The 13723-nt window shown below is 61.8% G+C and carries 10 protein-coding genes; 3 read left to right on the forward strand and 7 right to left on the reverse strand.

What is annotated here, in order from left to right; translation table 11 throughout:
- The first annotated feature begins 86 nt into the window (after positions 1 to 86).
- Positions 87 to 2492, forward strand: coding sequence for a membrane-bound PQQ-dependent dehydrogenase, glucose/quinate/shikimate family (locus tag GYM54_RS17770; protein WP_197445787.1), 2406 nt, complete (start codon positions 87 to 89; stop codon positions 2490 to 2492).
- Positions 2493 to 2749: 257 nt separating this feature from the next.
- On the opposite strand, the gene GYM54_RS17775 is transcribed toward GYM54_RS17770, so the two are convergent.
- The 3 genes from GYM54_RS17775 to GYM54_RS17785 form a co-directional block, all read right to left on the reverse strand.
- The gene (locus GYM54_RS17775) at positions 2750 to 3157 is read right to left on the reverse strand and encodes an endonuclease domain-containing protein (RefSeq protein ID WP_197445788.1); all 408 of its coding nucleotides are present in this window, start codon (positions 3155 to 3157) and stop codon (positions 2750 to 2752) included.
- Between the two features lie 34 nt (positions 3158 to 3191).
- A complete protein-coding gene (locus GYM54_RS17780; protein WP_131649867.1) occupies positions 3192 to 3500 on the reverse strand; it encodes a hypothetical protein in 309 nt (102 codons plus the stop codon).
- A gap of 71 nt (positions 3501 to 3571) precedes the next feature.
- Positions 3572 to 5155, reverse strand: a complete 1584-nt coding sequence (locus GYM54_RS17785; protein ID WP_181100044.1) for a peptide chain release factor 3 — start codon at positions 5153 to 5155, stop codon at positions 3572 to 3574.
- A 438-nt stretch (positions 5156 to 5593) separates the two neighbouring features.
- On the opposite strand from GYM54_RS17785, the gene GYM54_RS17790 reads away from it, so the two are divergent.
- Positions 5594 to 6757 (forward strand): type III PLP-dependent enzyme, encoded by a 1164-nt coding sequence (locus GYM54_RS17790; protein ID WP_131649869.1) that lies wholly within the window; start codon positions 5594 to 5596, stop codon positions 6755 to 6757.
- A gap of 230 nt (positions 6758 to 6987) precedes the next feature.
- Here the strand turns inward: GYM54_RS17790 and GYM54_RS17795 are convergent, their stop codons facing one another.
- Complete coding sequence (locus GYM54_RS17795) at positions 6988 to 7803, reverse strand: tetratricopeptide repeat protein (RefSeq protein ID WP_197445789.1); 816 nt, start codon at positions 7801 to 7803, stop codon at positions 6988 to 6990.
- Entirely contained in the window at positions 7804 to 8484 is a 681-nt protein-coding gene (locus GYM54_RS17800) for a Fe2+-dependent dioxygenase (protein ID WP_181100046.1), read from the reverse strand.
- A 156-nt stretch (positions 8485 to 8640) separates the two neighbouring features.
- On the opposite strand from GYM54_RS17800, the gene GYM54_RS17805 reads away from it, so the two are divergent.
- Positions 8641 to 10926 (forward strand): TonB-dependent siderophore receptor, encoded by a 2286-nt coding sequence (locus GYM54_RS17805; RefSeq protein ID WP_219232592.1) that lies wholly within the window; start codon positions 8641 to 8643, stop codon positions 10924 to 10926.
- A 174-nt stretch (positions 10927 to 11100) separates the two neighbouring features.
- On the opposite strand, the gene GYM54_RS17810 is transcribed toward GYM54_RS17805, so the two are convergent.
- Together GYM54_RS17810 and GYM54_RS17815 are read right to left on the reverse strand one after the other, a co-directional pair.
- Positions 11101 to 12663: a sulfite reductase flavoprotein subunit alpha gene (locus tag GYM54_RS17810; RefSeq protein WP_231752240.1), complete on the reverse strand. Its 1563-nt coding sequence runs from the start codon at positions 12661 to 12663 to the stop codon at positions 11101 to 11103.
- Between the two features lie 176 nt (positions 12664 to 12839).
- On the reverse strand, positions 12840 to 13715 hold the full coding sequence (locus GYM54_RS17815) for a DUF4198 domain-containing protein (RefSeq protein WP_181100049.1): 876 nt from the start codon (positions 13713 to 13715) through the stop codon (positions 12840 to 12842).
- Positions 13716 to 13723 lie beyond the last annotated feature (8 nt).

Below are 13723 nucleotides of genomic sequence, written 5' to 3' on the forward strand. Positions count from 1 at the left end.
CTGCATCCACTAAAAGCTGGTCGAAATTCTGTGTCAGAACGTTTCGCCAGCTTTTGCGTTGAAACGAATCGGCTGGAGAGCGTTGGATGAGCATCGAATACGGGCCGCGCCCCTTGCGTATCACCCTGACGGCCATTGTTGTGCTGGTGTTGGGGGCGCTGATGACGATCGGCGGTGGCTACCTCGCGGTACTGGGAGGGTCCTGGTATTACCTGAGCGCTGGAATCGCGCTGCTCATCGTCGCCGCTCTGCTGTTCGCCAGACGGCGCGCAGCTATCTGGCTGTATGCATTGCTGTTGCTGGCGACCCTGGTCTGGACGATCTACGAGGTCGGGTTCGATTGGTGGCAGCTGGCGCCACGAATCGATCTCTGGTGCATCCTCGGGCTGTGGCTGATCCTGCCCTTCGTCAATCGTTACGTGAGCGATCGGCTAGTCTGGCGTGACGGCGCCAGTGGGTTGCTCGGGCTCGGTTTGTTGGCCGGGGCGCTGATGGCTGGCTACGCGCTGACGCAGGACTATCACTCGATCAAGGGTGAGTTCAGCGACGCGCAGATGCAGGGCCTCGAACCGGACGGACAGGCGGGGCGCTCGGCAAGCGAGTGGCCAGCCTACGGTGGCTCCAGCAACGGCGATCGCTATTCGACGGCGGACCTGATTACTCCGGAAAACGTCGGGCGGTTGGAGAAAGCCTGGGAATATCACACCGGCGATTTGCCAGGTGAGGGCGATCCGGGCGAGTTGACCAATGAGGTTACGCCGCTGAAAGTGGGCGACACGCTGTTCATCTGCACGCCGCACAGCATCGCCATCGCGCTGGATGCCGACACCGGTGAAGAGCGTTGGCGCTTCGACCCGAGCATCAACCGTGATGCCGAGTACTACCAGCACATGACCTGCCGCGGCCTCGCGTTTCACGATGCCGGTTCCTATGGCCAGACCGCGACGAGTGTCCCGTCGCCGGGACAAGCTGCGGCCCGCTGCGAGCGCCGGCTGTTTCTGCCGACCAATGACGGTACGTTGATCGCGCTGGATACAGAAGACGGCAAGCCTTGCGAGGACTTCGGCGATGCCGGGGTGGTGGACCTGAAACTCGGTCTCGGCGAAGGCGCTCTGGGTGTCTATCTGCCAACATCGCCTCCGGTGGTGACCGAGAAGCTGGTCATCGTCGGCGGCTCGATTACCGATAACGGCGCGGTGGATTCACCCGGCGGCGTCATTCGCGCCTACGACGTGCGCAACGGGCGACTGGTGTGGAATTTCGATCCGGGTAACCCGGATGCTACCGATCCGCTGGCACCGGGCGAGACCTACGTGCGCAGCACGCCGAACTCCTGGACCATCGCTACTGCAGACGAGGCGCTGGGGCTGGTCTATATCCCCACCGGCAACCAGACGCCGGACCAGTGGGCCGTGCCGCGTACGGCCGAATCCGAGCGCTTTACCGACACCCTCGTCGCGCTCGATCTGGAGACCGGCAAGGTGCGCTGGGAATTCCAGACGGTGCACCACGACCTCTGGGATCGCGATTTGCCGTCCCAGCCCACGCTGGTGGATATCGACGGGCCGCAGGGCAAGGTGCCAGCCATCATTCAGCCGACCAAGCGCGGCGATCTGTTCGTGCTGGACCGCCGCACGGGCGTCCCGATCGTTCCGGTCGAGGAAGTCCCGGTACCGCAGGGCACGGTGGAAGGTGACTATGCGGCGCCGACTCAGCCGGTTTCTGCGCTCAGCTATGCGCCGGACGAGCCGCTGTATGAAAAGGACATGTGGGGTGGCACGCCGCTGGATCAGATGATGTGCCGCATTCAGTTCCGCAAGCTGCGCTACGACGGTGATTTCACGCCGCCTTCAGAGCAAGGCTCGCTGATCTATCCGGGCAATGTGGGCACGTTCAACTGGCCGTCCGTGGCGGTCGATCCGGGCCGGCAGCTGCTGTTCGGTGCGCCGAACTATCTGGCGTTCATATCGACCATGGTCAAGCGCAGCGAAGTCGATCCGGAAGAACGCACCGGTGGCGGCGAGACCGGGCTGCAACCGAACCTCGGCGCACCTTATATGGTGCGGCTGGAGCCGTTCATGTCCGTGCTCGGGCTGCCGTGCCAGACGCCGCCATGGGGCTTCGTCACTGCAGTTGATCTGCGCAGCATGAAGAAAGTCTGGATGCACAAGAACGGCACTAGCCGCGACAGCGCACCGCTCGGCATCCCCTTCCCGGTGGGCACGCCAGCGCTAGGCGGACCGATCGTCACCGCTGGCGGTGTCGCCTTCATGAGCGGCACCCTGGATTACTACCTGCGTGCCTATGACCTGCAGAGCGGTAAAGAACTATGGAAGGGGCGGCTGCCGGCGGGTGGGCAGGCGACGCCGATGACCTATGTTTCGGAGAAAACCGGCAAGCAGTACGTGGTACAGATGGCCGGTGGGCATGGCTCGTTTGGGACGAAGATCGGGGATTCGGTGATTGCCTGGACGTTGGAGGAAGGGCAATAGGCGCTGATGTTCAGGTGTTGGGCTGCCTGGTGAGCGCTGTTGTCGGTGTAGCCGAAGGTGTACGGCGGCGCCACGTCCCCTCACCCTAGCCCTCTCCCCGGAGGGGAGAGGGGACTGGTCGGAGTGGGGATTTTCGGTTCGTTGGCGGCGGAACGTATCTTTCCGAGAAAGCTGGCCTTTGCGACTCGCATAGCCATAGCGCGAGCAGAGGCCCCGCTTACTCCATGAGTCGGGCTAACCGCGCTGATACGGAGGCCTCAATCCAGCTCCCTCTCCCCTTTGGGGAGAGGGTTGGGGTGAGGGGAGCAGGCTTCAACCCAGCGGAGTATTTCAGCCAGAACCCCTTCGAGATTCTGCAACACATCCGAATTGCTGAACCGCAGCACGTCCAGACCTTTGTGCTGCAGATAGTCGGTACGCACTCGATCCTTCTCCTGCCCGGTATCGTCGTAGTGTTGACCGCCGTCGAGCTCTATCACTAAACGCAGCTCTGCGCAGTAGAAATCCAGTACATAGGGCGGGAACGGATGTTGTCTGCGGAACTTGATGCTCGCCAGGCCGCGGTTGCGTAGTCGCCGCCAAAGCAGGCGCTCGCAGTCGGTGAGTTGCGTGCGGAGTTGCTGGGCAAACACGCGGTGCTCGGGTGTAACACGTTCGGTTGGCATTTCACGATCCTTGTGAAATAGGCGTCTTAAGCCGTCAGCAAGGGCGCCCCGGATACTTGCGATCCCCGCTGGGCTCCACGCACTGCTGCTCCGTATGCTGCTCCATGCGTGGAGATTTGTCCCGCAGACTGGACGTCAGGCTGTTCAAGAACTTTGTCGCCTGGGTCTGATCATCGAAGCGTCGTGCGCCATTCAGCGAGCCGGTGTAGCTGCCGTTGCTGGCGGCATAGCATTCCTGATTATTGGCGCATGTCAGCGCGACGACCCAGAACGGACTGTTGATCAGCACCCCTGCCTGAGCGGCAGAGGTGGAAAGGGCAAGAGCGAGCAGAAGGTTCCGCATGATGTTGCTCCGATGTGTGGAACCGGAAACATATCCCATCGGCCAGATGCTGACTGTGGTGTTTCTCCCGGTTAGTGATGCTCGCGCGTCGCCCTAAATTTCACATCCGGCCAGCGTTCTTCCATAAGGCTCAAGTTGACCCGCGTTGGGGCCAGATAAGTCAGGTGACCACCGCCATCGACCGCCAGGTTTTCGTAGGCCTTGTCGCTGAACTCCTTGAGCTTCTTCTCGTTGTCGCACTCGATCCAGCGCGCGGACCAGACGTTGATCGCCTCGTAAGCGCACTCGACCTTGTATTCCTCTTTCAAGCGGCTGGCGACGACGTCGAACTGCAGCACACCGACGGCGCCGAGGATGATGTCGTTGTTGCGCTCGGGGAAGAACACCTGGGTCGCGCCTTCTTCGGCCAGTTCCTGCAGGCCCTGGCGTAGCTGCTTGGATTTCAGCGGGTCCTTCAGGCGCACGCGGCGGAACAGTTCCGGGGCGAAGTGCGGGATACCGGTGAAACCAAGGTTTTCGCCTTCGGTAAAGGTGTCGCCAATCTGGATGGTGCCGTGGTTGTGCAGGCCGATTATGTCGCCGGCCCAGGCTTCCTCCAGCTGCTCACGCTCGCTGGAGAAGAAGGTTAGGGCGTCGGCGATGCGGATGTCCTTGCCGATGCGCGCGTGTCGCAGCTTCATGCCTTTTTCGTACTTGCCCGAGCAGATGCGCATGAAGGCGATACGGTCGCGGTGCTTGGGGTCCATGTTCGCCTGGATCTTGAACACGAAGCCGGTGAACTTGTCCTCGACAGGCTCAACCACCCGCTCGTTGGCGGCGCGTGGTAGCGGGCGTGGGGCCCAGTCGACGACGGCGTCGAGCACATGGTCGACACCGAAGTTGCCGAGCGCCGTGCCGAAGAACACCGGCGTCAGCTGACCCGCGAGAAACTCGTCCTGATCGAATTCGTGGCAGGCGCCTTGGACCAGCTCCAGTTGTTCGACGAAGCGGTCGTACTCGTCGCCGATGTGCTTGCGTGCCTCGTCGGAGTCGAGTTTCTGGATGATCTTCACCTCGGTGCGCTCATGCCCGTGGCCTGGCGTGTAGACGATGATGTAATCGTCCTTGAGGTGATACACGCCCTTAAAGTCGCGATAACAGCCGATCGGCCAGGTGATGGGCGCGGCCTTGATCTTCAGGACCGCTTCGATCTCGTCGAGCAGCTCGATGGGGTCGCGGATGTCGCGGTCGAGCTTGTTGATAAAGCTGACGATGGGCGTGTCGCGCAGCCGGCAGACGTCCATCAGGGCGATGGTGCGCGGCTCGACGCCCTTACCGCCATCGAGAACCATCAATGCCGAATCCACCGCGGTCAGGGTGCGGTAGGTGTCTTCCGAGAAGTCTTCGTGGCCGGGGGTGTCGAGCAGGTTGATCATGTGCTCGCGGTAGGGGAACTGCATCACCGAGGTGGTGATGGAGATGCCGCGCTGCTTTTCCATTTCCATCCAGTCGGACGTGGCGTGGCGGTCGGATTTACGCGACTTCACGGTACCGGCGACGGCGATGGCCTTGCCCATCAGCAGCAGCTTTTCGGTGATGGTGGTCTTGCCCGCGTCGGGGTGGGAAATGATGGCGAAGGTGCGGCGCTTCGCGACTTCGGCGGCCTGAGAGGTCATGGCGGTCCCGGTATAGAAAGCGTGTCGGAAAAAGCCGGCGATTATAACGCAAAGGCTGTCCGTCAGCGTGGCGCACGTCGCTGCGCCCGGGCCGGCCAGGCTCAGAGGGGGAACATCGCTGCGTCACATTTGTCGGTTTGAATAAGGGTAGGTTCGTCGACATGGGAAAAATGGAAGCGAGTACGGATTTTTCATTGATATCGAACAGCTGTGGTTCTAAAGTTCGCGCCCGAACGTCCATGCTGGCAACGATCCATCCGGCTCAAGTACTGACGACGAGAGATCAGGATTCACCAGGTCACCGCACCCGTTGCCGTCGACCTGGCCGTGATACTCGGCGACATGCCTTGGGAAGTAGGCGAACCAAAGTGGGGAAACTGATCAGGCGTTCTTGCTCACCCCTTATCCGACTTTACGTTTCCCGATTTGGAGCCATGCATGTCGATCAAGATCGAAGATTACTATCCGCGCGAAACCTTCCAGAAAATGAAGGCCTTCGCCGATGAGCGCGAAACCCCGTTCGTTGTCATCGACACCAAGATCATCAGCGATTCGTACGACCAACTGGTCGGCAATTTCCCGTTCGCCAAGATCTACTACGCCGTGAAGGCCAATCCGGCCACTGAAATCACCGAGCTGCTGCGCGACAAGGGTTCGAACTTCGATATCGCCTCGATCTACGAACTGGACAAGGTGATGGCCACCGGCGTCGGTCCGGAGCGCATCAGCTACGGCAACACGATCAAGAAAGCCAAGGACATCCGCTACTTCTACGACAGGGGCGTGCGCATGTTCGCCACCGACTCGGAAGCCGACCTGCGCAACATTGCCAAGGCCGCACCGGGTTCGAAGGTCTATGTGCGGATTCTCACCGAGGGTTCCAACACTGCCGACTGGCCGCTGTCGCGCAAGTTCGGCTGCCAGACCGACATGGCGCTGGACCTACTCATCCTGGCCAAGCAACTGGGTCTGGACCCCTACGGTGTGTCCTTCCACGTCGGCTCGCAACAGCGCGACATCGACGTCTGGGACGCGGCCATCGCTAAGGTCAAGGTGATCTTCGAACGTCTGAAGGAAGAGGACGGCATCGTCCTGAAGATGATCAACATGGGCGGCGGCTTCCCGGCGAACTACATCGCCAAGACCAACGACCTGACCACCTACGCCGACGAGATCATCCGCTTCCTGAAGGACGACTTTGGCGACGATCTGCCGGAGATCATCCTCGAGCCGGGCCGTTCGCTGATTGCCAACGCCGGCGTGCTGGTCTCCGAAGTGGTATTGGTGTCGCGCAAGTCGCGCACCGCCGTTGAGCGCTGGGTGTTCACCGACGTGGGTAAGTTCAGCGGCCTGATCGAAACCATGGACGAGTCCATCAAGTTTCCGATCTGGACCGAGAAGAAGGGCGAGATGGAAGAAGTGGTCATCGCCGGCCCGACCTGTGACAGCGCCGACATCATGTACGAACACTACAAGTACGGCCTGCCACTGAACCTCGCCAGCGGCGACCGTCTGTACTGGTTCTCCACTGGCGCCTACACCACCAGCTACAGCGCGGTGGAATTCAACGGCTTTCCGCCGCTGAAGGCTTATTACCTCTAAGCGCCTTCAGCAATGCCGTAACAGCCGCAGCAGCAGCCTGATGAAACCCCGCCTCCTTGGCGGGGTTTCGCTTTCTTGGCAGGCCACCTCTAGTGGACGTTCGGGGCGAAGCGCAAGCTACTTTTGTAAGAAGCCCGCCCACGGGGCGAAGCGTTTCAGGCTCGGTGCCGCCGCCATTCGCCGCGAGGGCGCGCCTTCCACAGGGGTACGGAGGTTCCCATGCTCTTGCGTTATGCGTCGGATTCGAGCGGGTCAGGCCGGATCGTGGCGAGCTGGCGGGCAACCAACCGGTCACCCTGATCACCGATGTCGGCGCAGCGGGTGACATAGGCCAAGGCGATATCGGTGATCGGTTCGATCCGCGCTGCCAGTAACTCGTCTCGCGCCTTGCGCAGAAACTTCAGGTGACCGAGCGCCAATGCCTGGATCAGCCAGTGCCGCGCCTCGTCCCAACGCTGCTGGCTGATCAGCACCGCTGCATAGCTGAACTGGCCTCGGAAATCGCCTGCCTCGGCGGAGCGTCGATACCAGTTCCAGGCGGCGTCCGGATCGGCCGGCACCACCAGGCCTTCTTCCAGATAGCGTCCCAGCAGATTCATCGACTTCGCATGACCCAGCTCCGCTGCCTGGCGATACAGCTTTAAGGCCTGCGCCTGATCCTGCGCGACCCCACGGCCAGTGGCGAACAGGTTGGCAAGGTTGTACATGCCCCAGTCGAGACCCTGTTCGGCCGCGTTGAGGTATTCGCGCGCTGCCGTCGAAAGATCCGGATTGCAACCCCAGCCATGTTCCAGGCAGCGGCCGAGCATGTTGTGCGCCATCGGGTTGCCTTGCGCCCGTGCGATGCGAAACCAGCGGACTGCCAGCGCGGGGTCGCGTTGGATGCCACGGCCTTCCAGCAGGATCTGGCCGAGCATCACTTGGGCGTCTGCGAGGCCCGTTTCCGCCGCGGCGAGTATGGTCCGCGCGGCTTCTCGTGGATCGCCCGCCAGCAGGTTGGGCAGCTGGTCCGGGGAGACTTCCTCACGACGAGATAGAACACGCATTCAGACGTCTGCCCAGCGACGCAGCAGGTTGTGGTAAGTGCCGGTCAGCTGGACTAGCGATGGATGGTCCGGCAGATCGCGGGTCAGCTGCTGAATCGCCTGATCCATCTCGTAGAGCAAGGTGCGCTGGCCATCATCGCGGATCAGGCTCTGGGTCCAGAAGAACGAGGCGATGCGCGTCCCGCGGGTGACTGGCTCGACCTTGTGCAGGCTGGTCGCGGGATAGAGCACCAGGTCGCCGGCGGCGAACTTGACCCGCTGTGTGCCGTAGGTGTCCTGAATGACCAGTTCACCGCCGTCGTAGCTATCCGGATCGCTGAAGAAGAGGGTCGAGGACACATCGGTACGGACACGCTCGGGGCTGTTCCTCACCTGGCGGATGGCGTTGTCGATGTGATAACCGAACGAGCCGCCTTCTCTGTAGCAGTTGAACAGGGGCGGAAACACCTTGTGCGGCAGCGCAGCGGACATGAACTGCGGGTTCTGCCAGAGGCGCTGCAGCATGGCTTCGGAGATTTCCCTCGCCAGCGGCGAATCCTCCGGCATTTGCAGGTTGTGCTTGGCCTTGGCCGATTGGTAGCCGGCGGTGACCTTGCCGTCAGCCCAAGGGGCTTGTTCCAGCGCACTGCGGATACGTTTGACTTCGTCGGAGCCGAAGATGGCGGGGATGTGCAGAAGCATGTCGAGGGCCGATTGGGCTGGTGGGCGCGGTGGATGAAGCTCGGCGTACTGTTGCGGAGCCCCATAAGTATTTCAAGATTTTTCTGTCACATATTGATATCAATTATCGTTTGCTCTAGATTTCGCGTCTTCCGATTTTCCCCAACGAGAATAATGATGGCTTCCATGTCTTCGGATCGCCTTGCTTGCACTCCGCGTTTGCTCGCCACCGCCGTCGGTGTGGCCATTACTGGCATGTCCGCCGCGCAGCTGGCACAGGCCGACCAGACCGAACCGCTCAGCCTCGGCACCACGACGGTGACGGGCGATGCCGTTGAAGGCGACTACAAAGTCGAGCAGGCGCAATCGTCCAAATACACCGCACCGCTGCGGGATACGCCGCGTTCGGTCACGGTCGTGCCTCAGCAAGTCCTGAAAGACACCAACTCGTTGAACCTGCAGGACGCGCTGCGCACTGTGCCAGGCATCACCATGGGTGCCGGCGAGGGCGGCAATCCCACTGGGGATCGTCCGTTCATTCGCGGCTTCGACTCACAAAGCAGCATGTACCTCGACGGCGTGCGTGACACTGGCGCGCAGACCCGCGAGCTTTTTGCCGTTGAAGCGGTGGAAGTGGTCAAGGGTTCCGACTCTGCTATGGGCGGTCGTAACTCCGCCGGCGGCAGCATCAATCTGGTCAGCAAGAAGGCGCATCTCGGCAATTCGCTGGACGGCGGCTTTACCTGGGGCTCGGACCAGACCCAGCGCTACACGCTCGATGGCAACTATCAATTCAACGAAACCACCGCAGGCCGGCTGAACCTGATGAGCCACGAAAACAACGTGGCGGGCCGCGATGCGGTGAACAATGACCGTTGGGGCCTTGCGGCTTCGCTCGCTTTCGGTCTGGGCACGCCCACTCGTGTTTTCCTCGATTACTACCACATGGAAAACGACGATCTGCCGGATTCCGGCATTCCCTACAGCCTGAACACCGGTTCGTCCGGCACGCGCACGTCGGCCAATCCCGACAAGCCCACCGACGGTGGCGACAGCAGCAACTTCTATGGATTGAAGGGCCGCGACTTCTCCAAAGGTCGCGCGGATATCTCCACCATCGCCGTCGAGCATGACCTCAGCGACAACCTGACGGTCAAGAACACCCTGCGCCATGGCAGCTCCATGCAGGACTACATCTGGAGCCAACCGGACGACAGCAAGGGCAACATTCTCAACGATCAGGTGTTCCGCCGCGCCAACCAGCGCGTCAGCAACACCACTAGCACCGTCAACCAGACCGAGCTGTTCGGCGAAACCGTCATCGCCGGCTTCAAGAACAACTTCTCTTTTGGTGTTGAGTTGGGCCGCGAGAACGTGGACCGCTCCGGTTATACGCTGCCTGGCACTAGCGCAGGTACCTGTACGCCCGCACTGGTTGCCTCCGGCGATTGTACTTCCCTGTCGAATCCGAACCCCAACCAGGCCTATACCGGCACCATCACGCGCAACTACTACGGCACCGACACCGATGCCGATACCCGTGCGCTTTGGGCGTTCGACACCCTGGAGTTGACTCAGCAGTGGCTGCTGAACATGGGCCTGCGCTACGACTACTTCGACACCAGCGCCAAGACCAGCGCCGCCACCGGCGTAACCAAGATCGAAGACACCAGTGAGTTCATCACCGGTCAGCTGGGCCTGGTCTACAAGCCGGTCGAGAACGGCAGCATCTACGTCTCCTATGCCACCTCGGCGACACCACCAGGATCAACCTTGGGCGAAGGCGCAGAGCCAAACGGGCTGAACGACGGCAACGGCACCTCCGGCAGCATCCGCAGCGACATGGAGCCGGAAGAAACCACCAACTACGAGATCGGTACCAAGTGGGATCTGCTCGATAACCGACTCTCACTGGGTGCAGCGGTGTTCCGGACCGAGAAAGACAACGCGCGTGTGCTGACCAGCAACTTCACTTACGAAAACGTCGGCAAGACCCGCGTGGACGGCTACGAGCTGACCGCAACCGGTCGCCTGACCCGCAAGTGGAACGTGTTCGCCGGGTACAGCTATCTGGATAGCGAACTAGTGGAAGGTGGTGCGGTAGGCAATCGCGCAGGCGCAGTGACCAGCGCGGTGAACCCGGACAACGGCAACCAGCTGGCGAATACGCCCAACCACGCCTTCAGCCTTTGGACCACCTATGACGTGACCGACAAGCTGGCCGTCGGCGGTGGGGCGTTCTATGTCGATGAGGTTTACGGCAACACCGCCAACACGCTGATGGTCGATTCCTACTGGCGCTACGATGCGATGGCCAGCTACAAGGTCAACAAGCACCTCGACTTCCAGATCAACGTACAAAACTTGACCGACGAGACCTACTACGACAAGGCGTACGGCGCTCACTATGCCAACCAGGCCGCAGGCCGTACGGCATTGCTGAGCACCAACTTCCACTTCTGACCGAAGCTGAAGCAGAGGCCATTTCTGGGTGGTCTGCCAGTGATAACGACGAAACCCCGCCGATGGCGGGGTTTCGTTTTTCCGGCATTCAGTTTTGCGCCACCTTGATCAGAGGGAGCCCCCGCAGCGCACCGGCCCTCTAGTACATCGCGCCTTCTGCAGGCCAGCGGCGCGTCAGTAAAGATCCCGGCGATATCGACCTTGCTCGGCAAGCACCTGCAGCTGCGCTTCACCCAACACGCCGGCCAGAATTTGCTGCACCTCGCGGCCCATGCCTTCGAGGCTCCCGCATATGTAGAGGGCTGCACCATCATTGATCCACTGGCGCAGCTCGTCCGCGGCATCGCGCAGCAGATGCTGGACATAGATTTTCTCTGCCTGGTCGCGGGAAAACGCCAGGTCGAGTCGCTGCAGGTGGCCGGATTGCAGCCATTCTCGCAATTCGTCGTGCAGCAATTGATCGTGAGCGGCGCTGCGCTCCCCGAACAACAACCAGTTGCGCGAGCCCGTGTCGACACGTTCACGCAGGTGCGAGCGCAGGCCTGCAATGCCGGTGCCGTTGCCGATGAGGATCAGCGGGGTGCCGGCATCCGGGCCGTGAAAGCTGGGGTTGCTGCGGATGCGCAGGTCGATCAGGCTGCCCGGTGTTGCATGCTGGCAGAGCCAGCCAGAGCCAAGGCCGAGGCGTCCATCGGCATGCCGGGCCTCGCGTACCAGTAGCTGCACATGACCTTCATCTGGAATCGAGGCGATGGAATATTCACGGTGAGGCAGGCGGGGCAGCGCCAGCAGCCTTTCGAGCTCGCATCCGCGCAGTTCGTCTGGGTCCGGCGGCAGGCGGCGACAGGCGAGGGCCTCGGCCAGCGAACGTTCACCCTCGACGGGAAGCGCCGGGTCGAAGCCGAGCTGCCGCAGCAGCTGCTCCACCTCCGTCGTGGCGTGGCGTGGACCGACTTCGGCGATGTCACCGGCCTGCCACTGCGATGTTTCGCCAGTTGGACAAAGTGTCAGATGAAACACCGGCGCACCTTGGCTGCCCGGGTTGAGCAGCACCCGGTTGTGCAATAGCCAGGGCTGGTAGGGCGCGGGCTGCCAGTCGGTAAAGTCGCTGCGGCCGCTGATGTGGCCCAGTTGATGCTGCCAGTGCCGCAGCGCACCTGGATCGGCGCGATCAGCCTCCAGCCGATCGAATAGCGACAAGGCGCCAAGTTCGCGCAGCCGGGTATCGATCCGCTGGCCGAAACCGCAAAAATGTGTGTATTGCCGGTCGCCGAGCGCGAGTACGGCAAATTCCAGGGAAGAAAGGTCGAGCGCATCATGTAGCAGGCGTCGCTCAAAGCGAGCGGCATTGTCCGGCGCTTCGCCCTCGCCGTAGGTACTGAGAATGAACAGGACACGGCGCGCCCTGGCCAGCGTCGCGGTGTCGAGGGCGTTCGGCGGTCGGACGTCGACCGCCATGCCGGCAGCGCGCAACTGCTCTGCGCTGCGTTCGGCCAGCTCACGCGCCTGACCGCCCTGGCTGGCATAGGCGATGATCAGGGTATCGGTCGTGGGATGAGTAAAAGGTTGCGCGTGCTTGCGGTGATTGCGCCAGAGGTGCAGGCAGACGCCGAAATAGGCCGCTATCACCAGCGAGGCCGAGATGATTCGCGGAGGTTGCCACCAGAACAGCCATACGGCGAGCAACAGGCACGCTGACAACGGGGCGTAGCGCACGAGTACGAAAGTGCGAGCCAAGGTAGCCGTCTCCTGGAGTCTGGCCGTAAGCATGGTGGTTTGTCCGGCGCGATGCCGTTGCGGCTGCATGTGCGTGCTGGAATGGCGCAGCCGTCTCGTCACAGCTTGTGGGAGACGGCAAATGGCGCGTTTACAGGCCGTAGCGAGGTTTCGGCGCCGCTACGGCGATCGCCATGTTACTGCGGAAGTACTTCGAGCGTGGCGCTGTAGCTGGCGCGGCGTTCAGTGGCCGGCTTGCTGACGCCCTTGTCGCTGGTCAGTTCGGCTTCCAGCCAGTACATGCCGGCGTCCGGCCAGGTGATGCTGACCTTGCCCTGCGCATCGGTCTTGGCATTGATTTCGCCGAGGTCATCGCGGTAGCGATTGCCGCCGGGGATTACGCTTATTTCTACGTCCGCGGCTGGCTTGCCATCGAGCAGGAAGACGAACTCTGCCGCTTCGCCCGCATACAGGTCGTTGGGGTGGGTGACGGGCGACAGTTCCAGGCCTTTGCCGGTGGGCTCCAGCACCGTCTTGGTCGGTGCTCCGGACGTGGCGAACACTTCCATGCGGCTGCTGTTCTGGCTCACTTGCAGATCCTCGGCCTTGGCCGGGACTTCCTTGGCGAACATGTCCGGGTTGCCCATCCAGCGGCGGGTTTCGCCATTTTCTTTCCAGCGCGCAACCAGGCCGCTATTGGCGATCGCCAGCTTGTAGGTGCCTTTCTGGGTCAGATGCACATCGAAGGTGCTGCGGTAACGGCCGATGCTGCCGTTCGCCGGTTGTACAGCGGAGCCATCCGGCGCGATCACTTGCAGTTGCGCAGCCGGACGTGGACGCATGCCGGGCGGGCCGCCAGCCGGTGCCTGATCGAGCTGGCCGATGCCCTGCAGGCGCAACGGGAAATGTTCGAAATAGAACAGGTCATTCGACACGGCGGCGTCCACGGTGATCCACGGATCTTCGCCGGACAGCACGGTGGCCGAGGGCAACATCCAGGCGCGATGGGCCTGGGCGGACAGTGGCAAGCAGACGGCCAGGGCCATCGCGGTCCATTTGATCATGGGTTTCATGCTGGGCT

The sequence above is a fragment of the Pseudomonas sp. MTM4 genome (assembly GCF_019355055.1).
In the GTDB taxonomy this organism is placed as follows: domain Bacteria; phylum Pseudomonadota; class Gammaproteobacteria; order Pseudomonadales; family Pseudomonadaceae; genus Stutzerimonas.

Coding starts and splice junctions, on each gene's coding strand:
- GYM54_RS17770 (WP_197445787.1), top strand. CDS start 87: ATGAGCATCGAATACGGGCCGCGCCCCTTGCGTATCACCCTGACGGCC.
- GYM54_RS17775 (WP_197445788.1), bottom strand. CDS start 3,157: ATGCCAACCGAACGTGTTACACCCGAGCACCGCGTGTTTGCCCAGCAA.
- GYM54_RS17780 (WP_131649867.1), bottom strand. CDS start 3,500: ATGCGGAACCTTCTGCTCGCTCTTGCCCTTTCCACCTCTGCCGCTCAG.
- GYM54_RS17785 (WP_181100044.1), bottom strand. CDS start 5,155: ATGACCTCTCAGGCCGCCGAAGTCGCGAAGCGCCGCACCTTCGCCATC.
- GYM54_RS17790 (WP_131649869.1), top strand. CDS start 5,594: ATGTCGATCAAGATCGAAGATTACTATCCGCGCGAAACCTTCCAGAAA.
- GYM54_RS17795 (WP_197445789.1), bottom strand. CDS start 7,803: ATGCGTGTTCTATCTCGTCGTGAGGAAGTCTCCCCGGACCAGCTGCCC.
- GYM54_RS17800 (WP_181100046.1), bottom strand. CDS start 8,484: ATGCTTCTGCACATCCCCGCCATCTTCGGCTCCGACGAAGTCAAACGT.
- GYM54_RS17805 (WP_219232592.1), top strand. CDS start 8,641: ATGGCTTCCATGTCTTCGGATCGCCTTGCTTGCACTCCGCGTTTGCTC.
- GYM54_RS17815 (WP_181100049.1), bottom strand. CDS start 13,715: ATGAAACCCATGATCAAATGGACCGCGATGGCCCTGGCCGTCTGCTTG.